The organism is Alphaproteobacteria bacterium (genome assembly GCA_017302575.1).
Classification (GTDB): domain Bacteria; phylum Pseudomonadota; class Alphaproteobacteria; order Rickettsiales; family UBA3002; genus JAFLDD01.
In genome coordinates this window covers 1166518-1190595 of sequence record JAFLDD010000001.1, presented here as the reverse complement: position 1 = coordinate 1190595, position 24078 = coordinate 1166518, and the positions used below count along the sequence as shown (strand labels likewise).

Genomic DNA, 24078 nt, shown 5'->3' with positions numbered 1-24078 from the left:
TTGGCCTGTGTAGCAGGGTGAGAGCGGGGTTGCAACCCCTACAAAAAAACCGTTGACGTAAGGGGGCTAACATGGTGAAACACACCCTCTTTTGACGGCCACGTGGCCCCTTCGTCTAGCGGTTAGGACGCGTCCCTTTCACGGATGAAACACGAGTTCGATTCTCGTAGGGGTCACCATTTAAAACTTAGCTGTTTCGCCATCTGCGAAATAGCTTCCATCCCCCCTATAAAATCCTGTAGCTATTTTCCATGACATCGTCGTTGCGCATTTTGCATGTAATGTTGGGTAAAGGCTTGGGCGGTATCGAAGCCATGTTCGCCCATTACGCGAACGCGCTGCAGGCGCGTGATCACCATGTAATAAATCTGATGAGTGAGGGTGCGCAGATAGCTGCATCGCTGAAAGCAGATAGTCACACGATTTTCTTACCAGCGCGCAGCCAATACGACCCACGCAATATGCTTGCTGTCAAACGCATCATTACCGCTCACAAGCCAGACATTATCCTCGCGCATGGTAAACGGGCAGACAGGGTCTTGACCTACGCGCAAGCGTTATTAGGCAAAACCACGCCGCATGTCGAACTGCTGCATCGTGCGCGTTTTCACCGCTTACATCGTGCCGATCTGACGATTGCAGTGAATCAAGACATTGCACAGTCATTTGCGCAACGTCATGGCGTGGATGTCCACATCGCTGTACTGCCGAATTTTATGATGCATGTGCCACAAGTCGCGTCACGCGAGGCATTGACCAAGCCGCCCCGTATTGGGTTTCTTGGGCGCTTGGTGCCCGAAAAAGGTTTGGACTTATTGCTTGAGGCCGCAGGAAAACTCCATCAACAAGGCATAGAGTTTAGCCTGCATATTGGCGGTGATGGGCCACAGAAGGCCACACTAGTGCAGCACGCGAAGACGTTAGGCATCGACAACATGATCACATGGCATGGCTGGGTCGCAGATACAGGCGCATTCTACGAGCAGGTTGATTGCTTATGTGTTCCCTCGCGTCATGAGTCCTTTGGGCTTATCATTATCGAAGCATTTGCCCATGCTATTCCTGTGCTAGCAACGCGCACGAGCGGCCCTAAAACCATCATCCATCATGGCCACGATGGCTGGCTGTGCGATAGCACGAGTGACGCGCTGGCCAAACAGCTTGCCGACATCATCACCCATCCAGCTACGATTCATGAGGCGGGTAAGCGTGCGCTATTGCGTGCGCCAGAATATAGCGCAGCCAACATCGTGCCGAAGATGGAAGCGGCACTGCGTGAAACAATTGAGCGATTTAAGTACCAATCAGACGTCTAAATCGTCGCTGCCAGTCTATAAGGTGTCGCTGCGCAGAATGCTGCGTGGTTTTCATATCCAACAGAGTCAGTGTGCCGCAGGCCGAAAGCGTATGACATCCCTCATAGCCTGATGCCAATGAATCTGGCGTAATGTCGCGTACGATCTCGGCATGGAAATGATCTGGCGTAAGCTCGTCCACTCGCAATAAACGTAGTGCCCCACCATAGCTCTCGCGGCAGTCTTGCATTGGTAAATAGAGCGCATCTTGGTGCACAAATGGGGTGCCACCCATGCGGCTACTATCAAACCCTGTGCGTACGGGGTTTTTGGCGTGTAGATGCCATGGCCCCAGCAATGAGTCAGCATAGGCAATATGCAACTCGTTCATGGCGCGCCCATCTGCGCCTGGGAGTGCAAAAAACATCCACCATCTATCGTGATGCTGTATGATGCTCGCATCAATCGCGGGCAGATCGAGCAGTGTCGCGGCCACCTCCCACTGCGTTGGGAAATCTTTAGCACGATAGAGCGTGAGTTTACCGCTACGGTGCGCCTCGGGCAGCATGTAGATTTGCCCATCATGCTGCAGCAAAAATGGATAGGAAAGATGATGCGCCGCGCGTAGCGCAATGCCCATGTCGATGAGTGCAAAGTTCTTGTCGTAACGGTAATAGTGAATCTCGCCGCGTTTGACGCGATAATCCAGCGCTTCAACGAGTAAGGTGAGATTACCAGCATCATCGACATGCCCAAACGGGTCAGCAATAAAACAAAAGGGCTTAGGGTATGGCAGCCACGTGATGGCGGGCTTGGAAATCTGGGGTATAAACGCGGTAATCGGCGCACGGGCGACCCCTACATGCCAGATCTCTGTTGCTGGTCGGAAGCGTAGAACCACGCGCATCTCCTTCATTAGCTATCTGGCTAGCGCTAATCGTATTGGAATGCAATCCTGCTGAGAATTTGAGTTGATTGTGAACATGGCTTTGCCTATCCTCGCGGTATGAACGTTGCAACTGCACCAGTCGAAGATGAGAACTACCTCAAGAAGGTACGCGAGCAATACGAGAATTACCCTTATCCGAGTATTGACCCAGAGATAGAGTATGTAGCGCCACGCATTCCTGTCACGGAAAGCTTTGAGCTGCTTAACCACGTGTGCTTTGGTGGCCGAAAAGATTTCCGCAAACCTTTCCGTTCACTCGTCGCAGGTGGCGGTACAGGTGATGCAGCAATAGCGCTCGCCGAACAACTGCGCGATACTGGCAACGAAGTGATTTATGTCGATATGTCAGAAGCATCGATGAAGGTTGCACAAAAGCGTGCAGAGAACCGCGGGCTTACCAACATACGCTGGATTCGTGATTCGTTACTAAACATCCCCAAAATGGACCTAGGCCAGTTTGACTATATCAACTGTTCAGGCGTGTTGCACCATTTGGCAGACCCTGATTTAGGCCTCAAAATCCTGAGTGACGCGCTCAAGGAAGATGGCGCGATGGGAATCATGGTCTATGCGAAATATGGCCGCATGGCCGTCTACATCATGCAGGATTTGCTGCGCATGCTTAATCACGACGAGCCTAACCTTCAAAAGCAAGTGGATACTGCGCGCAAAATCCTTTCAAACTTGCCAACCTCGCATTGGATGTTTCATTCTTCACAAATGATCAAAAACGAAGTAAATGGTAGTGGCGACGTTGGCATTTATGATTTGCTGCTGCACACACAAGACCGCGCTTATTCTATCCCCGAACTTTACGAATTCACACGCAAGGCAGGACTCTCAGTGCTGCGTTTCTACTCCGATTATCAGAATATCAGCCACCGTATTTATGACCCTAGCTTTTATATAAGCGATCCGAGACTGCTTGCAAAAATTGAGCAGATGCCCATGGAAAAGCAGCATGCCTTAGCTGAATTACTCTATAGCAAAATCGAAAAGCACACGGTGCATCTGGTGAAGAAAGTTCCTCAAGCACCGTCAATTGATGATCTGGATATGATCCCCTGTATTGGATTTACGGTCCATTCCTATCCCAAAGATATTGCGAACATGATCAGTAAATCGGGGCGAGTGGTGCAGCTGAAACAGTCGGTAGGCGATATATCAGTACAGTTTCCGAATGCACCTCAATTGGCGGCTATTTGGGGACAAATTAATAATCAGAAAACCCTACGTGAAATTTTCCGCTCTGTAATGGATTCAAGCAAAGACAAAAGCGTGAATTTCCAAACGCTTTCTCAGCAATTTAAGCCATGCTACGAAGCGCTAAATCGTATTGGCTGGATGTTCTTGCGACATAAGACTACAGCGCCTATTACCTATCCAGAGGCGATGCAAGCGCGTATCCCCAGAAGGAAAGCTGTATGAGCGCATTACCACAGACAGACGATACGAATTATCTGCGTCAGGTGCGTGAGCAGTACGAGAATTATCCTTACCCACCTGTCAATCCGCAGAATGAAAAACATAAATTTACGATGCCTGTCACAGAGGCATTTGATCATTTGAATCACGCATGTTTTGGTGGCCGAAGAGATTTCCGTAAGCAGTTTCGCTCGCTTGTCGCGGGTGGTGGAACGGGTGACTCTGCCATTGCGCTCGCTGAACAACTGCGCGGCACAGGCAACGAGGTTGTCTATATCGACATGTCAGAAGCATCCATGAAGGTCGCGCAAGAGCGTGCCGAGATTCGTGGCCTCACCAATATTCGCTGGATCCGTGATTCACTGTTGAATATCCCAAAACTTGGGCTTGGGAAATTTGACTATATTAACTGCTCGGGTGTGCTGCACCATTTGTCTAATCCCGATGAAGGATTGAAAGTTCTCAGTGAGGCGTTGGCTGATGACGGCGCGATGAGCATCATGGTCTATGCGCAATATGGGCGCATGGCTGTCTATCAGATGCAAGAGATGTTGCGTATTGTAAACGAAGGCGAAGCGAACTTACAAACGCAGGTTGATAATGCAAAAATCATCCTCAATAGCATGCCGCATACTAATTGGTTCATTCATTCATCCCAGATGATTCGCAATGAGATTTTAGGCGGTGATAATGCCATTTATGATTTGCTGCTACATACACAAGACCGCGCTTACACCATTCCGCAACTCTATGAATTTCTCGGAAAAGCGACGTTGAATTTGGTGGAACTCTTTAGTGATGACCGCGTCATTGGCCATCGTCTGTATGACGCATCCTACTATCTCACGGATCCTGAGCTGATTGAAAAAGTTAGCCATTGGCCTGTAAAAGAACAGCAGGAATTAGCCGAACTACTCCATAGTAAGATCGAGAAACATACCTTCTACGCGACCAAACAACTTGTTACACCCCCCAGCCCAAATGATTTGGCAATGGTGCCGCATTTAGGGTTCAACGTATATAGTGAGCATGCGCCATTGCTTGAAGTCATTCGCACGAATGCAGAAGAAACCGTGACGATTCGCCAAGAATCAACAGGTGCAATCGTTACCCTCAAGCATACACCACACCTACCAGAGTTATTTGCAGCGATTGATGGTAAACGTCCACTCGGTGAGATTATCAAATCTGTGCAGCAGGTAAGCACCTCAAAGCCTACCACTGAGCAACTAATTGCAGAGTTTGAGAACTTATTTACACCTATGCGCAATGCACTATGGATGTTCTTGCGGCACAAGGACACTGCCGAAGTATTACACCATGATGTCTTTCAAGCGAGGATACCAACATGAAACCAGTAGTCATGATTGTGAGAGATGCGCCTGATATCGCGATTTGTTTCGCTATTCGCTCCGAAGTATTTGTACGCGAACAGTTTGTGGACGAGTCAATCGAGTTTGACGGTCAGGATGATAAAGCAACCCACTTTCTGATTAAAGCCGGCGGCGCGCCTGTTGGCACGGGGCGTATTCGGTATCTGGATGGGAAGGTGAAGATTGAGCGCGTTGCCATTCGCAAACCACATCGCGGCAAGGGTTTGGGCAAGGCGCTGATGGAGCATATCATTGCTCATATTCGTAAAGAATCCAAGGCAGGAAAAATGGTATTGGCTGCGCAAGAGCAGGCCATACCGTTCTATACGTCGCTTAAGTTCAAGATTATTGGCGATGAATACATGGAAGCAGGTATTCCCCACCGCGACATGGAACGCGCATTGTAATTTAACGTTATTCGAGGTTCAGCAGAACCGAGTCAGCCATGAGCCCGCAGCGCGGCGCGAAGGACTAGGCAGTATGCCGATGTCCGAAGCATTAAAATGCTAGCTAGCTGCCGCTTCGCGCAAACGTTCTGCTTTTTTGCGCTCGTTGGGGTCGAGTTCTTTCTTACGCAGACGAATATTCTTTGGCGTTACTTCCATCAACTCGTCTTCCTCAATGTAAGCAATCGCTTGCTCCAGCGTTGGAACACGTGGTGGCGTCAATTTCACCGCTTCGTCTTTTGAGGTCGTGCGGATGTTGGTGAGCTGTTTTGCTTTCAGCGCATTCACTTCAAGGTCGTTATCGCGCGAGTGCTGGCCGATAATCATGCCTTGATAGATTTTCACGCCCGCTGGAATAATCAGGTAGCCACGGTCTTCCAAGCCCCATAGCGCGTATTCTACGGCAACGCCGCTACCGTTAGAAATCAACACGCCATTACGACGGCCAGGGATGTCACCCTTGTAAGGCGCATAGCCATGGAAGATGCGTGAAAGCACACCCGAACCACGTGTGTCGGTCATGAATTCGCCTTGGTAACCTATCATGCCACGTGCAGGAATCAGGAACTTGATACGCACTTTACCACCAGATGATGGGCGCATGTCGGTCATGTTGCCTTTGCGCAGCGAGAGTTTCTCGACCACGACGCCGGAATGCTCTTCATCCACATCTACTTGCACTTCCTCGATAGGCTCAAGGCGGTTGCCAGCTTCATCGGCCGTGAACAGTACGCGTGGGCGCGATACGGAAAGCTCAAAGCCTTCACGACGCATCGTCTCAATCAATACGCCAAGCTGTAATTCACCTCGGCCACCGACCTCAAATGCATCGGCGCGCTCAGTTTCTTTCACGGTGATAGCAACGTTACTTTCCGCTTCTTTGAACAGGCGATCACGAATCATGCGCGAGGTCACTTTCGTGCCCTCGGTACCAGCAAGCGGCGAATCATTCACGCCAATCGTGATGGCCATTGTTGGCGGATCGATTGGAATCGCACGCAGTGGTGATTGAAGTTCAATCGCACCAACAGTGTCGGCCACAGTGGTTTCGGTAAGTCCAGCAATCGATACGATCGAGCCTGCCTCAGCTTCGTTCACAGGGTTGCGCTCAATGCCGTCAAACGACAATAGCTTGGTGATTCGGCCTTGTTCGATCACTGTACCATCAAGGCGCATGCCTTTCACCGGCATGCCGACTTTCGCGCTGCCGCTTTCGATTTTACCAGTGAGTACGCGGCCCAAGAAATTGTCCGACTCAATGAGGGTGACGAGGAATGCAAAGGTTGCGTCCTTATCCACGTTTGGTTCTTCTACGTAGCGCACCACTTCATCCATGATGATATGGAGGTTCTCGCGTGGGTCATTGAGGTCTTTCACGGCCCAGCCGTTGCGGCCTGAAGCGTAAATGATAGGGAAGTCGAGCTGTGCATCGTTCGCCTCAAGCGCAACGAACAAGTCGAATACTTCGTTCAATACTTCGTCAACGCGCGCATCAGGGCGGTCTACTTTATTGATGACAACAATCGGGCGCAAGCCAAGTGCCAATGCTTTCATCAGTACGAATTTGGTCTGTGGCATTGGGCCTTCGGCTGCATCCACGAGAACCAATACGCCGTCCACCATACCCAAGATACGCTCTACCTCGCCGCCGAAGTCGGCGTGGCCAGGAGTATCGATGATGTTGATGCGAGTGTCTTTCCACTGAATGCTGGTGCATTTCGCGAGAATGGTAATACCGCGCTCTTTCTCCAGATCGTTAGAGTCCATCACGCGCTCTTCAACCTTCTGGTTGTCGCGGAAGGTTCCTGCTTGGCGCAGCATCACGTCAATCAACGTCGTTTTGCCATGGTCAACGTGAGCAATAATTGCGATATTTCTAAGTTGCATAAGTCCAGCCATCCAATTTTGTTGCGCTGCACCTACCGTAGTTTCCCGCAAGAATCCAGTATTTTTATCGACTTTGGGCCGAAAACTGCTATGAGACTGCGCCCATGGAACTAGAATTCATCAAAACCGCCTTTGCGACCCTCTTTGTGGCCGTTGACCCGCCAGGGCTTGCCGCTATCTTTTTGGGGCTTACAGCAGGCCTCAGCGCCGCTCAGCGCAAACAGGTAGCCTACCAGTCAGTCACGATTGCAACGACGATTCTTGTCGTGGTGATGCTTACGGGTGAGCTGGTGCTGTCGTCACTAGGTATTACCATGCCTGCTTTCCGTATTGCTGGTGGTATTTTGTTGTTCTTCATTGCGGTAGAAATGGTGTTTGAAAAACGCGAGCAGCGAAAGTCCAACTCTGCTGATGCCGCAATTGAACATGACCATCCAAAAAACATCGCAGCATTTCCATTAGCCATGCCGCTTATGGCGGGGCCCGGTGCGATTACGGCAACGATTGTTCAAGCAGGTCACGCTGAAGGTATCTTGGCGTGGGTCGGCCTCACTGCGGTGATCGCGGTGACCATGGGCTCCTGCTTAGCCGTATTCTTGATGGCAGACCGAATCGACAAACTACTTGGCACAACGGGTCGTATTGTGTTGTCGCGCATTTTAGGCCTTCTGCTCGCAGCGCTTGCAGTGCAGATCGTCGGCGATGGCGCGCTGGATTTTATTCGCTAGCAATTTTCGGGAATTCCACTACCACGCCGCGCTTCTTGAAATAGGTCTGCAGCATCTTGCGACCTTGGCGGTTATTTTGTGGTAACTTGGTGGGCTCAACCAAAATGGCTTTTTCACCCGCAGCATGCAGTGCCGTTTTCAGTTCGACGATACGTGTATCAAGACCTTCATTGTCTGCGTGCAGTGAGGTGTAAACATTCTCGAGTGCTTTCAGTATATCTTTGTTTGTGGTCATGGATCACTCTTTGAGAAAGTTGGCTGGGGCGCTAGGGATCGAACCTAGGATGTCGGTACCAAAAACCGATGCCTTACCGCTTGGCGACGCCCCAACACAGGCAGGCTGGTGTCATATCGTATAGTTTTCCAGCAATCAATGGGAAATTCAGGCACTTGTTTCTGAGTCTATCCAGCTTAAAAAAGGCGCAAATCCGCCACTTACGGGCAAAGCGAGGATGGCAGGGCATTGAGCAGGGTGTAATGCCTTGATACGCGCAATCGCCGCTTCGGCATTTGCAGCAGTGGTTTTGACGATAAGAGCGACTTCTTTGCTTTCGGTAAGCGCGCCTTCCCAGCGATAGATTGAATCAATCTCGCCCAGTATGTTGATGCATGCAGCAAGATGATCCTCAATCAGCGCGCGGCCAATGGAAGTGGCCAAATCGCGGCTAGGCACGGTGACATATAAGAGTTGAACCTGATTCATCAAACCCTCCAATAAAAAACGCCGCGGTTATAAGCCACGGCGTTAGTATTCTAGTAGTCGCTCGTCTTAGAACGAAGCGCGTAGACGTACGCGGCAGTTGATTTCATCGACGAATGCAGTGCCAACGTTGTAGGTATCAGGAGCCGGCGTGCTGTTTACGCATACACCCGTAGCTGCGGCAGCACCGACATCGACCGTTGCAAGTGCAGATACAGCCTGCACAACGCCCGTAGCTGGCAGTGCGTCATCCAACTTCTCGTCCATGGAGCGTGCCTCGCCTGGCGTTAGACCAGCACCAGGGGTAACTGCACCCGCGCCGCCTGCCGTAGTGATCGTCGAAAGAATGAAGAAGTTACGACCCTGTGTAGGGAACACATAGGCAAATGTGCCTTGGCGAACTTTCTGAGTTGGGAAATAGCCAGACATCGTCGCAATGCTCGTAATGTTAGGTACTGCGGTTGCGGTAGAGTCATACGTTGAAAGGTTCTGCGGAATGAGTGCTGCGGTACTAAGGTCAACCCAGAAGAGCGCTGTTTCACAACCTGCTGCAGTCGCACCAGCCGCGCAACCTTCCACTAGACCATTACCATCACCACGACCAGCCGTACCATCACGACCTGTTGCAGTGAGCAAACCAAACTGCGTAGCGTTATTTGCTAAAAGATCACCTGGAAGACCAGCATATTTATTGCGGAATGTCGTTGCTGCAGCATTGTATTTTTCAACGTCGCTAAGCGTTGAACGAACGGTTGCTGCTTTGATTAGATCCTGTCCCACAAGTACGCCGCCCACGATGAGGCCAATGATAACAAGAACGATTGCAAGCTCTACGAGTGTAAAACCTTTTTGGGTGTGACGACGCATGGGAAGGCTCCTAATGAACATACGCATGATTTAGCGCCTAATATCATGAAATGGCAACTAATTTTGTTTTATTAGTGGATAGCAGAGACGCACTTATAAGTTGAACATGTGGTGTAAATACAACTAAGCGGCTGAGCCTGAGGCTTTCTTGATGATTCCCGTGGTACTATAGCCCTGTTTGAGGGGTAGTAACGCCACCTTACCACCATAGGATTCTACCAACTCCCAACCCACAACTTGCTCTTTAGTGTAATCCGCACCCTTCATCAAAACGTCAGGTTTCAATGTTTCGAGCAGTTTGAGGGGCGTGTCTTCATCGAATAGCACGACTAAGTCGACCATACTAAGTGCAGCAAGTAGCGTTGCGCGGTCCAATTCATGATTCACGGGGCGCGATTCTCCCTTAAGGCGGCGCACCGACGCGTCCGTATTTAACCCGATCACCAACTTATCGCAGCGCGCTTTCGCGTCTTGCAGCAAACTTACATGCCCCGCATGCATGATATCAAAGCAACCATTCGTGAAACCGACTTTAAGTTTGTCGCGCTTCCAGCTCGTCACCATATCTTGCGCATAATGAAGTGGCAGAATTTTTTGCTGATGTGCCAAGGCTTGTGTCGTGTAAAGAGCCGTCGTCAAATCACTGCGATACACAACTGCGGTGCCAAGTCTTCCCACCACCACGCCGGCAGCGAGATTAGCAAGCTGTGCTGCGTTCGCCATGTCACCACCTGCAGCATAGGCTGCCGCAAGTGTTGCAATGGCGGTGTCGCCCGCACCCGAAACATCGAACACTTCACGCGCATTTGCAGGAATATGCTCGACAAGACCTTTGGCGTTGACGAGCGTCATACCGTCTTTACCGCGTGTGACGAGCACATACGTAAATTGATGTTGCTTACATAACGTTTGTGCAGCACCGACAATCGCTTCATCGGACGCGAAGCCGTCCACACCCACGGTCAATGCAAGTTCCTTGAGGTTGGGACTCAGCACCGTTGCGCCCGCGTAAATCGAAACATCGCGCTGTTTAGGGTCAACGAATACAGGAATTTTACTGGCGTTTGCTGCATCGATCGTTGCGCGCACAACAGCAGCAGTGAGCACGCCCTTGCCATAATCCGAAAGAATGACTGCCTGATGATTAGCAATTTCACTGACAATCGTTTCCAATAATTGTGCGGCGGTGGTGTCGCGCAGGTGATGCTTGGTTTCATGGTCTGAGCGCAGCAATTGCTGGCCACCTGCAACATAACGAGTTTTCTTGGTGCTGACGCGACCGCTCTCTGTAATCAAATAAGGCACCAAGTGCTTTTCCGCGCCGACCAAAGCGGTAAGCTGCTTGCCCACTGAATCATCACCGATCACGGAAACAAAACTTGCCTCTGCTTCAAGCGACAAGAGATTGCGCACCACGTTGCCAGCGCCGCCCAACATGCGCGACTCTTTTTCCATCGTGAATACGGGGATAGGTGCTTCAGGCGAAATGCGATCCACATGACCGTACATGAAGCGATCAAGCATAACATCACCCACGCAGAGCAGGCGCGTCGAAGGTATCGTATCAATAATGTGTAACAGTGCGTCTTGCGCAGACATTACGCCGCGTCATCTTCCGATGTTTCAACCACAATCGGCTTCGCATCTGCAGGGCGGAATTTGGTGACTACCGCATCCAATTTTGTCTGCATGCAAAGACCGAGCAACACAGGGTCTTTCGCCTTAATGTTGTTGATGTTCCAGTGCGTACGACCACGAATCGACTCGATGGTTTTTTTCGTCGTACCAATCAACTTCACGATTTGTGAGTCTGGAATGTAAGGGTGATATTTGATGATCCACTGAATCGCCTCTGGCTTGTCTTGGCGACGAGCGATAGGCGTGTAACGCGCACCTTTTTTCGCCTTCTCAAGCACGGCGTGTTTTTTCGCGCGCTCAGACAACTTCATGCGGTAATCGGAATCTTTTTCTGCCTTCTCGATTTCTTCTTTCTCGAGTTCGCCCATGAGTAATGGGTCTTGGCCTTTGATGCCGGCAGCGACTTCGCCATCAGCGATGCCTTGAATCTCAAGCGGGTGCATGCCGCAGAAATCAGCGATTTGCTCGAAGCTTAGTGTGGTGTTATCCAGCAACCAAACAGCAGTGCCTTTGGGCATAAGTGGGTAGGCCATTGTAATCTCCTTAATTCGTCCCGCTCGCGGGGGAAGCCACTTCTAGTAGAATTTTCCCACAATGCAAGCGTTCTTCCATGCGTTTATGCGCAGCATTGGCCTCTTCGAACGGAAAGACCGAATCAATCACGGGCAAGATTTTGCCTGAGGCGAGATAAGGCCAGATTCTGAGCCTTACCGCATCCATCAGCTCTGCTTTATGGGTGGGCGACTGCCCACGCAGGGTGACACCCGACCAGCGTAAATGCTTAACAAGTAAAGTACCCATTTTGATGCTTTCGGCCAAGCTGCCTTGCAAGAAACCAAGGCTCACCAGCCTGCCGCCTTTGCGCAATAGCCCTAAATGCGTGGTTAAATGCGGTGCGCCCAGCGTATCGATAATCACATCCACGCCCTGATTCTTGGTAAGTGCATTGATTTCTTGGGCAAAATCGCTGTTCGCGTAGTTGATGGGCACACCACCTAGTTTTTTGATGAGGGCGCATTTCTCGTCCGTTCCGGCGGTGCTATAAACCGTGGCGCCTAGTGCTTTAGCCACTTGAACGAGCACTACGCCAATACCGCTTGCCCCGCCGTGAATCAACACCCGTTCGCCCGCTTTCAGATTGCCTTCCCATATCAGCGCCATCCATGCGGTGGCGCAGGCTTCGGGCAATGTCGCCGCCTCTTCGAGATTCAGTCTTGCGGGTAAGGGCAGGGTATGGGCGGCCTCTACTGCAACATATTCAGCGTAACCACCACCATCGACCAGCGCACAGACTTTCTCGCCAATACTCCAGCCAACGACTTTCTCGCCCACTGCCTCAATCGTGCCCGAAACCTCAAGCCCCGGCAGGGGCGATGCCCCCTCAGGCGCACGGTATAGACCAAGCTTCTGCAGGCTATCGGCGCGGTTAATGCCCGTGTAGGCAACGCGAATCAATATCTGGGTAGGGCCAATATCGGGGCGCGGCGCGTCATGCTCCATCACCAGCGAACCATGCTCACCAGGATTGAGAATGCTGATGGCGCGCATGGGTGCAGTATCAGTTTTTTTGCGTGGGTTTGGCATAGAGTTCGTTGACCATTTACTGTTCGCCGTTTACCGTAAGCCACTACGGTAAACTGTCAACGCTAAACGGTAAACGACCCCATGTTCCTCGACGACGCACCACCCAAACCCAAGCCCGAACAGATGTTCCCGCGCAACATTACGGAAAGCTCCGTCGCCGCGATGCAGGAATATCTGGTGGAGCTGGATGCAGAGATTGCCCGCGTCAAAGCGGAAATCGAAAAGCGCGGCAGCGTCAAAGCAAAAGCCGAAGCGTTTTTTAGTTAGGCTATCACTGCTGACGCCAGACGAACATACAATCCTTATTATTGTTTGAAAGTAGATATGTTGCCGTCAGCGTAGCGCTGGATGCTGCGGTTGTGCAGAATGTGCCAGCAGTACTCATGCCAGAACCCCAACCGCCACCCCATAGTTTTCCCTGTGCGGGTAGTCCATCATCCATTTTCGTATCAATGTTCCATGCTTCTGAAGGGTTCACATTTCCGATAGTGGTGCCTGCGTTATTGGCGCCGTTATACAGTACGTTCCCATAGTCGCCATCGAACCAGTAGAGACTGCCTGTATAATTCCAATTACCCATACCCCAAGTGCTGTTATTACTTATTTTTGACGATGGCCAGGTGGGTAGAGTCACCGTTCCTGTGTAAGTTCCTTCAATAAGACCGGCATTCGCTAAATGTTGCCATGCACGAAATGGCTCGCGGCTGCCGGCAGATATGTCAATTCTTCCATTCCCGTCACCATTGCAGGTCTGCGTGCCTGTACCCACCGTTGTCACGCAAGTTGCGGGTGTTGCATGTGCCACTCCCCAGAAGTTCTGTGCATTTGCCATATCGCCCGGCAAGGCAAAATATTTATCACGAAATGTATTCACCGCCGCAGCATAGCGCTGATATTCAGCGGTCACTGCACGAAGCTCCGAGGCGCGAATCAGTGATTGGCCAGCGAGAATACCGCCAGTCAAAAGACCGAGTATGACAAGGACAATCGAAAGTTCGACGAGTGAGAAAGCTGAACGCATGCTATAATCATAGAGATTATAGCAAAGAAAGCTAAGCTTTCTTTTCTTTCTTCGCTTCTTTCGGAGCGGCAGGAGCGCCAGCAGAGCCATCTGGGTTTTTGTTGATGGAAGCAATCGCACCGAAGCGGTTGTTAAAGCTTTCCAAACGACCCGTTTTACGCAGGTTCACACCACCAACCCATGCTGGGTGCGTAAGTGGATCTACGTCCAAGGTCAGCGTGTCGCCTTCTTTACCGTAGGTCGAACGCGTTTCATATTTTGTACCATCCGTCATCACGATGGTGATCGTGTGATAATCGGGGTGAATGCCTTGACGTGCCATAACATGCTCCTTGAGTCTGGAGGCGGGTTGATAGACCTAGCAAGCGGCTTTGGCAAGCGCTTTTTGGCCTAAAATCCAACCATGGTTCAGTGGGCCATGGCCTTTACCCAGCTCAGGGGCGGATTTCAGGGCGTTTAGCACGTAGTTTCGCGCCTGATGAACGGCATCAGTCAGGGGCAGTTTAGCAGCAATCCCCGTTGCCAGCGCCGAAGCTAGCGTGCAGCCCGTGCCATGGGTGTGACGGCTGGCAATACGTGGGCTTGAAAAACGCGTCACCTTGCCATTTTCAATAAGAATATCAATGACTTCCTCGCCTTCCAAATGCCCACCTTTGAGCAATACAGCCTGTGAGCCAAGCTTCAGCAAGTCACGCGCCGCCTGTTCCATAGCTGCCGTGTCAGGGATTTTACGCCCCAGCAATAACTCGGCCTCTGGTATGTTTGGGGTAATGACATAAGCGCGCGGAATGAGTTTGGATTTCAACGCCTCGATAGCCGACGGTTCCAAAAGTGGCGAGCCGCCTTTCGCAACCATCACCGTATCCACGATGAGTGGGATCTCTTTAGGCACATGGTTTACGATCACATCAATCACCGATGCGGAGTGCAGCATGCCTGTTTTAATCGCATCCGCGCCGATATCGCTTAGCACCAAATCAATTTGCTGCGCGATGAAATCATCGGGCACGCTATGAATACCAAACACCCCCAGGGTGTTTTGTGCGGTGAGTGCGGTAATCGCGGTTGCTGCATAACCGCCTAGGCAAGTCACGGTTTTAGTATCGCCCTGAATGCCAGCGCCACCGCCAGAATCAGAGCCTGCGATAATGAGAACACGTGGCAGCATCACGCGCGCTTTTTAGATTGAATGGTACTCGCGATGGTGTCAGCGATTTTGCTAATTTTTTTATGGTCATCGCCTTCGACCATCACGCGAATCAACGGTTCGGTGCCTGAAGCGCGCACAAACACGCGACCCTTTTTACCCAAGGTCTCTTGCGCGTCCTTAATCGCCGCTTCAACTTTTTTCTCTTTAAGTGGGTTGCCGCCAGCAAAGCGCACGTTCTTGAGAACTTGCGGCACAGGCGTAAATACTTTCGAGGCTTTGCTCATGCTACGGCCATCTTCTACCAACAAGGCAAGCACTTGCAGTGCGGCAATGAGCGCGTCACCCGTAGTCGAATAATCACTTAGAATAATATGGCCCGAAGGTTCGCCGCCGATATTGCAGCCGCCTTTGCGCATCTGCTCCATCACGTAGCGGTCACCCACTTTGGTGCGGTGTAGTTTGAGTTTCTTTTTCTCTAGGAATTGTTCAAGACCAAGATTGCTCATCTGCGTTGAAACAATGCCACCGCCTTTAAGCTCGCCTGTTTTTTGCCACTGCACAGCAATCATCGCCATCAACTGGTCGCCATCGATCACGTTGCCTTTTTCATCAACCATGAGCAGGCGGTCTGCATCACCGTCCAGCGCGATGCCAAGGTCAGCCTTCTCGCGTTTGACAGCAGCAATGAGTGACTCGGGATGGGTTGAGCCGCACTTGTCATTGATGTTGAAACCATTAGGCTCATTATGAATTTTAATCACATGCGCGCCCAATTCCCACAGGATAACGGGCCCAACTTGATAGCCCGCGCCATTGGCGCAATCCATGACGATTTTAAGACCATCAAGGCGCAGATGTTTGGGGAACGTCGATTTCACTAACTCGATGTAGCGTCCTGGTGCGTCGTCAATACGTTTGGCGCGACCGATTTTGGTAGGGGCCGCGAGATGCTTACTCAAATCGCCTTGCATCATCAGTTCAATTTCACGCTCGATTTCATCCGAGAGTTTGTAACCATCGGGTCCGAAGAGTTTGAGGCCGTTATCTTCATACGGATTATGCGATGCCGAAATCATCACGCCAATATCGGCACGCATCGCGCGCGTGAGGAATGCCACCGCAGGCGTTGGTAGTGGGCCGAACAATAGTACGTCCATCCCCATCGACAGGAAGCCAGAGGTGAGGGCGTTTTCAATCATATAGCCAGATAAGCGCGTGTCTTTCGCAATCACCACACGGTGGCGGTGGTTGCCACGGTTAAAATAGCGACCCGCCGCCATGCCAACCTTGAGGGCGATTTCCGCAGTCATAGGGTGGCTGTTCGCGGTGCCGCGAATACCATCTGTTCCGAAAAGTTTGCGAGGACTCATGAGCGCTATTTACACCATGTGCGTTCAGGTGCAACGAAATCAATTGAAATATTCAGTGATAATAACCGACGCACCGACCTCCGTTGAGGAGGAAAGCATCAGCGGCGCTTGAGCGAACTAAATACTAGTGAATCGTTGAGCTTTGATCGCTGTTATCGCCACTATCGTCGCTCTTCTTGCGCTTGGATGGCAGCGAGGACTTAACAGGTTTCTTTGCCGATGCCTCAGCATCAGGGCGCGTAATCGTTTCACCCTTCATGAGTTGGGCAATTTCATCGCCCGTCAGGGTTTCAAATTCCAGCAACGCTTTAGCAACGATATCTAACTGGTCGCGGTGATCAGTGAGGAGCTTTGTCGCCGTCGCATGCGCTTCGGTGACGATACGTTTTACTTCTGCATCCACTGCTGCTGCCGTCGCTTCCGAGGTGGTGCTGTGGCGCGTAATATTCTGGCCGAGGAATGGCTCACCGTGATCACTCTGACCGTAATGGATAGGACCCAACGTATCACTCAGTCCCCATTCCGTAACCATCGCGCGCGATAATTTGGTTGCGTACTGAATGTCCGACGATGCACCAGACGACACTTTGTCATGACCGAATATCAATTCTTCCGCCACACGACCGCCCATAGCAACAGCAAGGTCAGCAATCATCTTCTCGCGCTTGTAGGAAATTTTATCGGACTCAGGCAAACGCATGACCATACCCAGCGCGCGACCGCGCGGAATGATCGTCGCTTTATGAATAGGATCACTTGCGGCGCAATGCATGGCAACGACCGCGTGACCCGCCTCGTGGTACGCCGTCATCTTTTTCTCTTCATCGCTCATCACCATAGATTTGCGCTCAACGCCCATCATGACTTTATCTTTGGCGGCTTCAAGCTCGCGCATCGTCACTACTTTTTTATCTTGGCGCGCCGCAAGCAACGCTGCTTCATTCACCAGATTGGCAAGATCAGCACCCGAAAAACCTGGTGTGCCACGTGCGATAATTTTTGCATCCACATCCGGCGCGAGGGGAACTTTCTTCATATGCACGTTGAGGATCTTGGTGCGGCCTTCAATATCAGGATTTGGCACGACAATCTGACGGTCAAAGCGGCCAGGGCGCAGCAGGGCGGGGTCAAGCACGTCAGGGCGGTTGGTTGCCGCAATGAGAATCACGCTTTCATTCGCTTCGAACCCGTCCATCTCGACGAGTAATTGGTTGAGGGTTTGTTCACGCTCGTCATTACCGCCGCCAAGCCCCGCACCACGGTGGCGACCTACGGCATCGATCTCGTCGATGAAGATAATGCACGGCGCTGATTTCTTTCCTTGCTCGAACATATCGCGCACGCGGCTTGCACCAACACCTACGAACATCTCTACGAAGTCCGAACCGGAAATGGAGAAGAACGGCACGCCCGCTTCGCCCGCAATGGCACGCGCCAACAAGGTTTTACCAGTGCCAGGAGGGCCAACCAGCAAACAGCCACGCGGAATCTTGCCGCCGAGCTTTTGGAATTTTTGTGGGTTCTTCAAAAAGTCTACAATCTCGGATAATTCGTCTTTCGCTTCATCGATTCCCGCTACGTCTTCGAAGGTGACGCGGTCACCATGCTCGGTCAAAAGACGTGCCCGTGATTTGCCAAATCCCATCGCGCCGCCGCCTTTGCCGCCTTGCATTTGGCGCATGAAAAACACATAGACACCAATCAAAATCAGGAAGGGTAGCCACGAGGACAGGAACATGTTCCAAAAGCCATTCATGCCCGAATTGCTGGGTGCTGCAGCGATTTTCACATTGTTGGCGCGCAGCGTGCTCACCAGCTCAGGGTCAGAGATAGCCTGCAATGCAAAGCGCTCACCATTATTGAAATGCCCCTGAATCATCGTGCCTTCTTCGCGGGATTCACGAATCATCACGTCTGCGATTTCGCCCGACTCAACCTTGCTGATAAATTCACTGTAGGAAAGGCGTGCCCCGCTCTCAGCCGTATCTTGCGGGCCTTGTATTAATTGCACCACCAAAAGTGCGGCGATGAGAATACCAGCCCAGAGCAGAATATTTTTAGCGATTGGAGGCATAAGATCTTTCTAAAACGAGCGCGAATCTAACCACCAAAACGGGCTGGCAGCAAGCGGTTTTGACGCGCGTCTATCCATGTTTTCGGCGTGTTCGGGTGATATATGGAGTGTTGTACCACGTTTTTCAATAAGGCAGTGCTTCAAAGTTGCTTTGGAGAAAGTGGGTTGCTGAATTCGAGCAAAAAGCCCCTCTGTCTCGTGCTTGCGCGGGCGTGTGTGAGAGCCGCTTACGGTGCATAAACTATCCGCCAATAAGCGCGTGGCGATAGGTTGGGGCAATGCAAGTAAGGTTGCACTATCCAAGGTAATCTCATCTTCGCTTGCCTGTGCGACGCGGGCAGCAGCGCGCGCATGCGCTTCGTCACGCTGAGCGCGGGCAGCGCCCTCACGCTGTGCAATCGCGATGAGGCGCTCATGCTCACTATCTGTCATCGCGTGGCGAATTGCATTGCGCTTGAAAGTGAGGTTTGCATTCGTGGGGTCTTCCACCCAACTCGCATTATGTGCACGCAAATACGCCTCTAGCTGCGATTTGCGAATATGCAGTAATGGTCGCAAGATTCGTACGCCATCGCGAATGGTGACGGCAGCCATCGCGCTTGCACCATCTTCTGTATCGCCGCGTTCTGTATGTAACGCCACCGTTTCCGCTTGGTCGTCCGCATGGTGAGCGACGAGTAAGTGCAGCACGTGATGATCACGACACCAAGCCGTTAAAGCATCATAGCGCCATTCGCGGGCACGCTCTGCCAGATTATTAGAAACCATTGGATGTTCGGGCGTTAGGATGATTGCACCAAGTCGTGCCGCGACCTCTTTGGCCTCATCGGTTGAATCATCGCGCAGGCGGTGATCGACGATCAGTGCGGACACAGTTCCCCCGCGTTGTACTGCCCATTCGCGTGCTAATAATAAGAGTGCCGTACTATCGGCGCCGCCAGAAAGCGCAACTGCAAGGTGAGGAGTGGGCTCGAAGGGGCCAAGTGCGTCCAGCAGAGCGGTTACTTGCACTTCAGCTTGCCGTATTCGCGCTGCGCTTTAGTGCGCGCATCAGGTGCGCGGTTGCCGTATTTGCTAATGATTTGCTTGAGCACCACGCAGGCTTGATCATTGCGCTTCAAGCCACCCAATGACATAGCGAGCTTCAGCAAGTTGTCGGGTGCTTTAGAACCTTTAGGTGCGGCTTCAAAACCGTTGCGGAAGCCTTCGGCTGCCTTAGCGTATTGTGAGCGTACATAGTAGCTTTCGCCCAGCCAATAATACGCATTCGCTGTGAGGGGATCTTTTGGATATTTATCCACGAAACTATCAAAGCTCTTACTCGCTTCTGCAAATTTACGATCATTCATCAGCTTGAATGCGTAAGAATAATGTGCGCTCGCATTTTCAAAGGTGCGCGGCGAGCTAGAAGTGTCGTTATCGTTGTCATTGCGTGCGTTGGGTTCGTACTGCGCTGGATTATCTTCTGGGCGCGCAGGCTCTTCTTCTGCCTCTTCCTCTTCTTCAGCCACATCTTCGTCTTCAACGTCTTCACTGGCAGCTTGCTGTTCAGCAAGTTGCTTCTCAATGGCTTGTAAGCGGAAATCCATATCATCCGAGAGTTGCTTTAATTCGGTTTGCAAGCGTGCGTTCATGTACTGCACTTGCTCGAACTGACCACGCAATTGGCGCATCTCTTCTTGTAGCTGCGTAAATTGTACATGTGCCTGCGCTTGTGTCGCAGGTGCTGCGGCTGGATCTGCTTTTGCACCACCCTGATAAATTTGACGCTGCATGAATGTAAGGTCACGCTCAAGGCGCGCCATGCGGTCCGCCATGGATGCCATATCCTGTGCCTGCGTGGCAGGAGCGATAGAAATTAACAGTAAGGCCAAAGCTAGCGCGCGCATAAACTCTCCGTATGCGCCTGAGTTAGCAAGTTTTAGCGAGGATGACAAGACAACAAAAAACCCGCTAGGTTTTCACCTAGCGGGTTTTCGTTTCGATTCGCGGAACGAATTAGTTCGCGATTACGGTCACGCCGCGGCGGTTTTGTGACCATGACGACTCGTCATGACCAACAACAGCTGGACGCTCTTTGCCGTACGAGATGGTCGAGACGCGGCTTGCATCTACGCCAAGACCTACGAGGTAGCTCTTCACAGCAGAAGCACGACGCTCGCCGAGTGCAATGTTGTACTCACGGGTACCGCGCTCATCGCAGTGACCTTCGATAGCAACATTCACGCTACCGTTTTGCTTCAGCCACTGAGCTTGGCTGTCGAGGGTCGCTTGACCTTCAGCAGTTACTACAGAGCTGTTGTAGTCGAAGTATACGCGGTCACCAACGCTTACGCCGTCAGCGTTCGTACCGAGGATACCGGTACCGGTACCAGCTGCGCCACCAGCGCCGCCTGCAGCACCTGAATCGGTACCAGCGGAATCACATGCAGCGAGCAAAAACAGCGATGACACGAGGGCCAATGCAGTCGTCTTTTTCATTTTAATCTCCTGATAAATCTATGTAAATCAATGTTTTATTCCAACGTGAGGTTGGGATGCACGTGATGTGGCACACTCGCGCGCAAAAGGCAAGGGGCGGTAACACGTTTTTTTGCAGGGAGCATCAATACCACAGGGATGCGATATTTTTGCAACAGGTGACAAAAAAGCCCCTTTACGAAGAACGCGCAACTCTAAATACCGCAGCCTTGGCGACGATTATTGGGTGAATGCGTAGCGCTGAAATGGCGCGAGCCGCTTGCGGCGGGGGAGTATACTACTAATCCCTTACTAAAAACGACGCCTCGACCTCCGTTGAGGAGGTAAGCCCCAGCGGCGCTTGAGCGAACCTATACTACATCGGCAGGAGCGGTGACCACGCCGGGTCTGACGCATCCGTCGGGGTAATGACTTCGCGCAGGTTATGTCCCGTAATATCGACGGAGTATAGGCGCGCACGCGTGCCGCCACGACCAGGGAATTCACGGCTGAACACTAGTACGCGGCCATTAGGTGCCCAGCTTGGGCCTTCATCCAGCCAGCTTTGGGTCAGCAAGCGCTCGCCCGAACCATCTGAGCGCATCACGCCAATGTAGAACTGACCGCCTGAGATTTTGGTAAACGCGATCAAGTCGCCACGTGGTGACCAAACAGGCGTACCGTAATTACCCGTGCCGAAGCTGATGCGCTGTACGTTGCCGCCGTTCGAATCCATCGTATAAAGCTGCTGCGAGCCGCCACGGTCAGAGTTGAACACAATTTTGCTACCATCAGGCGAGTAGCTTGGTGACGTATCGATCGTGCCACGACCATTTGTCAGTTGGCGCATCTGGCGTGAACGCAAATCCATTTCAAAAACATTGGTCGTGCCGCCTTTTGCAATCGACATCAACATACGCGAACCATCATGGTTGAAGCGCGGCGCAAAGCTCATGCCATCGAAACGGCCAAGCATTTCTTCGCGTCCCGTTTGCAAATCACGCAGGAATACGCGTGGTTGGCGACCCGCATACGACATATAGAGAATCTCTTGCGTATTGGGCGAGAAGCGTGGCGTGAGCACCAGCGAACGACCGTCCGTCAGGTATTTATGGTTCTCGCCATCTTGATCCATAATCGCGAGACGCTTGATTTTGCGGTTTGCAGGGCCCGTCTCCGAGACATAAACGATGCGCGAATCGAAGTAGCCATTCTCACCCGTCAAACGCTTATAGATCTCATCCGAAATCAGATGGGCGATACGACGCCAGTTGCGGGTGAAGGTGTTATATTCTTTACCAGCTACTTGTTGCTCAGCTAGTGCGTCCCACAAGCGGAAGCTTACTTTAAGGCGATCTGTGCCAATTGGCGTTACTGTACCCGTGACAATCGCTTGTGCGTTGATTTGACGCCAGTCAGCAAAGCGCGGCACTTGGTCGCCGTTCGAAACTTGCTCGATGAATGCCGAAGACGAAATCGGGCGGAACAAACCCGAGCGCTCCAAGTTCGCCGACACCACGGCAGCAATGCTTGCGCCATTTGCGGTATCGCCCGTAAACCCTGTAATAGCGACGGGAAGTGGATCAACGTTACCTTTGGTAATATCGATTTTTAACTGCGCAGAAGCAATAGTTGGCGCGAGAATCAATGTGGCGAGAAGGGCAATAAGACGCATAAGTTACCTCGATAAATGCTGCGCTCTTATATAGACAATTCGCGTAAGGGCGCAATGAGAATCATATCCCGTTATTCGAGCGCCAGTAGGCGCGAGTCAGCCATGAGCCCGCAACGCGACGCGGAGGACTAGGCAGCATGCCGATGTCCGAAGCATTGAAACTAATAAAGCATCTCGGACGGGTCAAAGGTCAATTCCATATCCGACCATGTTTCATATTTGTCGGAAGGTAAGTTTTGAAGTGGCGAGCATTTCCACACCGCGCGTATGGCGCTGTCTGCGGCTGCCTTAAAGAACGGGTTGGCTCGGTACTCACCCATTTGCGAGCTTGCTAATTTCGCCTCGGTCACTTCACCCGTTTGACTGACTTGCACGCGTACCTTCACGACGAGCTGGTCAGCATCCTTTGCGCCTGCGGGCATGCGCCAGCATTTAACGAACTGGCTGCGAATCGCATCCTTCTCGCTAATAGAAAGCGGTATCGTTGGATCATAAGGCTTGTCGGATTTGGTCTTATTCTCTTCGGTCGTGGTTTTATCTTTTGCCTTAGGCTTGGCCTCTTCCTCGGCCTGCTCTTGCAGCGATTTCAAGATCGCATCGAATTCTTCTTCCTCTTTTTTGGTGTCTTCTTTCACCTCTTCTTTTTTAGGCTCTTCCTTCTTTTTTTCGGCTGGCTTGTCTGGCAAGGGAACCGCGTCTTTTGGTAAATCCTGCTTAGGCTGCGTTTTTTCCTTTACCGTGGGCACGACCTTTTTGGGTGTTGGTGGTGTTGGCGCTTGCTGCCATTTCGAAAGCGGCTTGTCTTGCGAGGGAAGATTGGTAATAGCGCCAATAGGCACGACTTCCACCGTCAGCACCATTGGTTCAGGCAACTCGCGGTCAAAGATGCTTGGGAATCCAAAGAAGGCAATTAAGAAGGCGCCAAAATGGATACCAGCAGAATAGTGCAAACTGCGTTTTTCAACGAACACACACCCTCATTATTAACGGCGTGGTGCGGAAGGTTGATCCGTCAACAACGCCACTTTGGTAAAACCCGCAGCGTTAATGGTACCAATCGCTTGCATCACATTGCCATAATCAATCGATGTATCGCCGCGCACGAAAATGCGGGTTTCTTTTTTCTCACCTAGTACGGACTGTAGCTTGGGTCCCAATTCTTCGAGAGTCACTTGCGTGTTCTGGATAAAAATCGAACCATCACGGCGAATCGTTACATTCAACGGCTCGTCAGTGCCCGCAACGGGTGTTGCCTGTGCTTTTGGCAAATCTACTTGCACGCCAGAAGTCATCATTGGTGCAGCCACCATGAATACGATGAGCAGCACCAACATCACGTCTACGAAAGGAGTGACGTTGATTTCAGTGAAGCCGCCAGAACCATAGCGGCTATTACGCCCGCGACGACCGCCGCCACCTGGTAAACTTGCACCCAT

25 protein-coding genes and 2 tRNA genes are annotated in these 24078 nt (G+C 51.6%); 7 read left to right on the top strand and 20 right to left on the bottom strand.

Annotated elements, in window-relative coordinates:
• Positions 1-104 precede the first annotated feature (104 nt).
• A tRNA-Glu gene (locus tag J0M34_06140) sits at positions 105-179 on the top strand.
• A gap of 72 nt (positions 180-251) precedes the next feature.
• Entirely contained in the window at positions 252-1316 is a 1065-nt protein-coding gene (locus J0M34_06135) for a glycosyltransferase (GenBank protein MBN8543827.1), read from the top strand.
• Here J0M34_06135 and J0M34_06130 read toward each other — a convergent pair.
• Entirely contained in the window at positions 1294-2211 is a 918-nt protein-coding gene (locus J0M34_06130) for a hypothetical protein (GenBank protein MBN8543826.1), read from the bottom strand. The genes J0M34_06135 and J0M34_06130 overlap by 23 nt on opposite strands.
• Before the next feature lie 90 nt (positions 2212-2301).
• On the opposite strand from J0M34_06130, the gene J0M34_06125 reads away from it, so the two are divergent.
• Genes J0M34_06125 through J0M34_06115 form a run of 3 tightly spaced genes read left to right on the top strand, consistent with a single transcriptional unit; the run spans position 2302 to position 5449 of the window.
• A complete protein-coding gene (locus J0M34_06125; protein ID MBN8543825.1) occupies positions 2302-3672 on the top strand; it encodes a methyltransferase domain-containing protein in 1371 nt (456 codons plus the stop codon).
• Entirely contained in the window at positions 3669-5021 is a 1353-nt protein-coding gene (locus J0M34_06120) for a class I SAM-dependent methyltransferase (protein ID MBN8543824.1), read from the top strand. Before J0M34_06125 ends, J0M34_06120 begins: the two co-directional genes overlap by 4 nt.
• Entirely contained in the window at positions 5018-5449 is a 432-nt protein-coding gene (locus J0M34_06115) for a GNAT family N-acetyltransferase (GenBank protein ID MBN8543823.1), read from the top strand. The genes J0M34_06120 and J0M34_06115 overlap by 4 nt, the downstream gene beginning before the upstream one ends.
• Before the next feature lie 99 nt (positions 5450-5548).
• Here J0M34_06115 and typA read toward each other — a convergent pair whose 3' ends face one another.
• Positions 5549-7375 (bottom strand): translational GTPase TypA, encoded by a 1827-nt coding sequence (gene typA / locus J0M34_06110; protein ID MBN8543822.1) that lies wholly within the window; start codon positions 7373-7375, stop codon positions 5549-5551.
• A gap of 104 nt (positions 7376-7479) precedes the next feature.
• On the opposite strand from typA, the gene J0M34_06105 reads away from it, so the two are divergent.
• A complete protein-coding gene (locus J0M34_06105) occupies positions 7480-8103 on the top strand; it encodes a MarC family protein (GenBank protein ID MBN8543821.1) in 624 nt (207 codons plus the stop codon).
• On the opposite strand, the gene J0M34_06100 is transcribed toward J0M34_06105, so the two are convergent.
• The 7 genes from J0M34_06100 to J0M34_06070 all read right to left on the bottom strand — a co-directional run bounded on the left by J0M34_06100 (position 8093) and on the right by J0M34_06070 (position 12892).
• Positions 8093-8338, bottom strand: coding sequence for a hypothetical protein (locus J0M34_06100; protein ID MBN8543820.1), 246 nt, complete (start codon positions 8336-8338; stop codon positions 8093-8095). The two genes, J0M34_06105 and J0M34_06100, sit on opposite strands and share 11 nt — an antisense overlap.
• Positions 8339-8358: 20 nt before the next feature.
• A tRNA-Gln gene (locus J0M34_06095) sits at positions 8359-8432 on the bottom strand.
• Between the two features lie 53 nt (positions 8433-8485).
• Positions 8486-8806 carry a divalent-cation tolerance protein CutA gene (locus J0M34_06090; GenBank protein ID MBN8543819.1) on the bottom strand — a complete coding sequence of 107 codons (321 nt, stop codon included), beginning with the start codon at positions 8804-8806 and terminating at the stop codon, positions 8486-8488.
• A 66-nt stretch (positions 8807-8872) separates the two neighbouring features.
• Positions 8873-9670: a prepilin-type N-terminal cleavage/methylation domain-containing protein gene (locus J0M34_06085; protein ID MBN8543818.1), complete on the bottom strand. Its 798-nt coding sequence runs from the start codon at positions 9668-9670 to the stop codon at positions 8873-8875.
• Positions 9671-9793: 123 nt separating this feature from the next.
• Positions 9794-11269 carry a D-glycero-beta-D-manno-heptose-7-phosphate kinase gene (rfaE1, locus tag J0M34_06080; protein ID MBN8543817.1) on the bottom strand — a complete coding sequence of 492 codons (1476 nt, stop codon included), beginning with the start codon at positions 11267-11269 and terminating at the stop codon, positions 9794-9796.
• The gene (locus J0M34_06075; protein MBN8543816.1) at positions 11269-11841 is read right to left on the bottom strand and encodes a DUF1013 domain-containing protein; all 573 of its coding nucleotides are present in this window, start codon (positions 11839-11841) and stop codon (positions 11269-11271) included. The genes rfaE1 and J0M34_06075 overlap by 1 nt, the downstream gene beginning before the upstream one ends.
• A 10-nt stretch (positions 11842-11851) precedes the next feature.
• Complete coding sequence (locus tag J0M34_06070; protein ID MBN8543815.1) at positions 11852-12892, bottom strand: NAD(P)H-quinone oxidoreductase; 1041 nt, start codon at positions 12890-12892, stop codon at positions 11852-11854.
• Positions 12893-12973: 81 nt separating this feature from the next.
• Between J0M34_06070 and J0M34_06065 the strand changes: the two genes are divergently transcribed.
• Positions 12974-13159, top strand: coding sequence for a DUF1192 domain-containing protein (locus tag J0M34_06065; protein ID MBN8543814.1), 186 nt, complete (start codon positions 12974-12976; stop codon positions 13157-13159).
• 4 nt (positions 13160-13163) lie between these two features.
• Here the strand turns inward: J0M34_06065 and J0M34_06060 are convergent, their stop codons facing one another.
• The 11 genes from J0M34_06060 to tolR all read right to left on the bottom strand — a co-directional run bounded on the left by J0M34_06060 (position 13164) and on the right by tolR (position 24078).
• Entirely contained in the window at positions 13164-13913 is a 750-nt protein-coding gene (locus J0M34_06060; GenBank protein MBN8543813.1) for a prepilin-type N-terminal cleavage/methylation domain-containing protein, read from the bottom strand.
• A 31-nt stretch (positions 13914-13944) separates the two neighbouring features.
• Positions 13945-14235, bottom strand: coding sequence for a 50S ribosomal protein L31 (gene rpmE, locus J0M34_06055; GenBank protein ID MBN8543812.1), 291 nt, complete (start codon positions 14233-14235; stop codon positions 13945-13947).
• Positions 14236-14271: 36 nt separating this feature from the next.
• The gene (gene thiD, locus J0M34_06050; GenBank protein MBN8543811.1) at positions 14272-15081 is read right to left on the bottom strand and encodes a bifunctional hydroxymethylpyrimidine kinase/phosphomethylpyrimidine kinase; all 810 of its coding nucleotides are present in this window, start codon (positions 15079-15081) and stop codon (positions 14272-14274) included.
• Positions 15081-16433, bottom strand: coding sequence for a phosphoglucosamine mutase (locus J0M34_06045; protein MBN8543810.1), 1353 nt, complete (start codon positions 16431-16433; stop codon positions 15081-15083). Before J0M34_06045 ends, thiD begins: the two co-directional genes overlap by 1 nt.
• 124 nt (positions 16434-16557) lie before the next feature.
• Positions 16558-18507 (bottom strand): ATP-dependent zinc metalloprotease FtsH, encoded by a 1950-nt coding sequence (gene ftsH, locus J0M34_06040; GenBank protein MBN8543809.1) that lies wholly within the window; start codon positions 18505-18507, stop codon positions 16558-16560.
• A gap of 9 nt (positions 18508-18516) precedes the next feature.
• Positions 18517-19518 (bottom strand): tRNA lysidine(34) synthetase TilS, encoded by a 1002-nt coding sequence (tilS, locus tag J0M34_06035; GenBank protein ID MBN8543808.1) that lies wholly within the window; start codon positions 19516-19518, stop codon positions 18517-18519.
• On the bottom strand, positions 19509-20396 hold the full coding sequence (gene ybgF / locus J0M34_06030; GenBank protein MBN8543807.1) for a tol-pal system protein YbgF: 888 nt from the start codon (positions 20394-20396) through the stop codon (positions 19509-19511). The genes tilS and ybgF overlap by 10 nt, the downstream gene beginning before the upstream one ends.
• A gap of 109 nt (positions 20397-20505) precedes the next feature.
• On the bottom strand, positions 20506-20988 hold the full coding sequence (gene pal / locus J0M34_06025; GenBank protein MBN8543806.1) for a peptidoglycan-associated lipoprotein Pal: 483 nt from the start codon (positions 20986-20988) through the stop codon (positions 20506-20508).
• A 355-nt stretch (positions 20989-21343) separates the two neighbouring features.
• Complete coding sequence (gene tolB, locus J0M34_06020) at positions 21344-22642, bottom strand: Tol-Pal system protein TolB (protein ID MBN8543805.1); 1299 nt, start codon at positions 22640-22642, stop codon at positions 21344-21346.
• Between the two features lie 161 nt (positions 22643-22803).
• Positions 22804-23613, bottom strand: a complete 810-nt coding sequence (locus J0M34_06015) for a hypothetical protein (GenBank protein MBN8543804.1) — start codon at positions 23611-23613, stop codon at positions 22804-22806.
• Between the two features lie 12 nt (positions 23614-23625).
• The gene (tolR, locus tag J0M34_06010; GenBank protein ID MBN8543803.1) at positions 23626-24078 is read right to left on the bottom strand and encodes a protein TolR; all 453 of its coding nucleotides are present in this window, start codon (positions 24076-24078) and stop codon (positions 23626-23628) included.

Bases quoted from the DNA above. Each gene is read 5' to 3' on its own strand.
- J0M34_06135 (MBN8543827.1), top strand. From the start codon at position 252: ATGACATCGTCGTTGCGCATTTTGCATGTAATGTTGGGTAAAGGCTTG.
- J0M34_06130 (MBN8543826.1), bottom strand. From the start codon at position 2,211: ATGAAGGAGATGCGCGTGGTTCTACGCTTCCGACCAGCAACAGAGATC.
- J0M34_06125 (MBN8543825.1), top strand. From the start codon at position 2,302: ATGAACGTTGCAACTGCACCAGTCGAAGATGAGAACTACCTCAAGAAG.
- J0M34_06120 (MBN8543824.1), top strand. From the start codon at position 3,669: ATGAGCGCATTACCACAGACAGACGATACGAATTATCTGCGTCAGGTG.
- J0M34_06115 (MBN8543823.1), top strand. From the start codon at position 5,018: ATGAAACCAGTAGTCATGATTGTGAGAGATGCGCCTGATATCGCGATT.
- typA (MBN8543822.1), bottom strand. From the start codon at position 7,375: ATGCAACTTAGAAATATCGCAATTATTGCTCACGTTGACCATGGCAAA.
- J0M34_06105 (MBN8543821.1), top strand. From the start codon at position 7,480: ATGGAACTAGAATTCATCAAAACCGCCTTTGCGACCCTCTTTGTGGCC.
- J0M34_06100 (MBN8543820.1), bottom strand. From the start codon at position 8,338: ATGACCACAAACAAAGATATACTGAAAGCACTCGAGAATGTTTACACC.
- J0M34_06090 (MBN8543819.1), bottom strand. From the start codon at position 8,806: ATGAATCAGGTTCAACTCTTATATGTCACCGTGCCTAGCCGCGATTTG.
- J0M34_06085 (MBN8543818.1), bottom strand. From the start codon at position 9,670: ATGCGTCGTCACACCCAAAAAGGTTTTACACTCGTAGAGCTTGCAATC.
- rfaE1 (MBN8543817.1), bottom strand. From the start codon at position 11,269: ATGTCTGCGCAAGACGCACTGTTACACATTATTGATACGATACCTTCG.
- J0M34_06075 (MBN8543816.1), bottom strand. From the start codon at position 11,841: ATGGCCTACCCACTTATGCCCAAAGGCACTGCTGTTTGGTTGCTGGAT.
- J0M34_06070 (MBN8543815.1), bottom strand. From the start codon at position 12,892: ATGCCAAACCCACGCAAAAAAACTGATACTGCACCCATGCGCGCCATC.
- J0M34_06065 (MBN8543814.1), top strand. From the start codon at position 12,974: ATGTTCCTCGACGACGCACCACCCAAACCCAAGCCCGAACAGATGTTC.
- J0M34_06060 (MBN8543813.1), bottom strand. From the start codon at position 13,913: ATGCGTTCAGCTTTCTCACTCGTCGAACTTTCGATTGTCCTTGTCATA.
- rpmE (MBN8543812.1), bottom strand. From the start codon at position 14,235: ATGGCACGTCAAGGCATTCACCCCGATTATCACACGATCACCATCGTG.
- thiD (MBN8543811.1), bottom strand. From the start codon at position 15,081: ATGCTGCCACGTGTTCTCATTATCGCAGGCTCTGATTCTGGCGGTGGC.
- J0M34_06045 (MBN8543810.1), bottom strand. From the start codon at position 16,433: ATGAGTCCTCGCAAACTTTTCGGAACAGATGGTATTCGCGGCACCGCG.
- ftsH (MBN8543809.1), bottom strand. From the start codon at position 18,507: ATGCCTCCAATCGCTAAAAATATTCTGCTCTGGGCTGGTATTCTCATC.
- ybgF (MBN8543807.1), bottom strand. From the start codon at position 20,396: ATGCGCGCGCTAGCTTTGGCCTTACTGTTAATTTCTATCGCTCCTGCC.
- pal (MBN8543806.1), bottom strand. From the start codon at position 20,988: ATGAAAAAGACGACTGCATTGGCCCTCGTGTCATCGCTGTTTTTGCTC.
- tolB (MBN8543805.1), bottom strand. From the start codon at position 22,642: ATGCGTCTTATTGCCCTTCTCGCCACATTGATTCTCGCGCCAACTATT.
- tolR (MBN8543803.1), bottom strand. From the start codon at position 24,078: ATGGGTGCAAGTTTACCAGGTGGCGGCGGTCGTCGCGGGCGTAATAGC.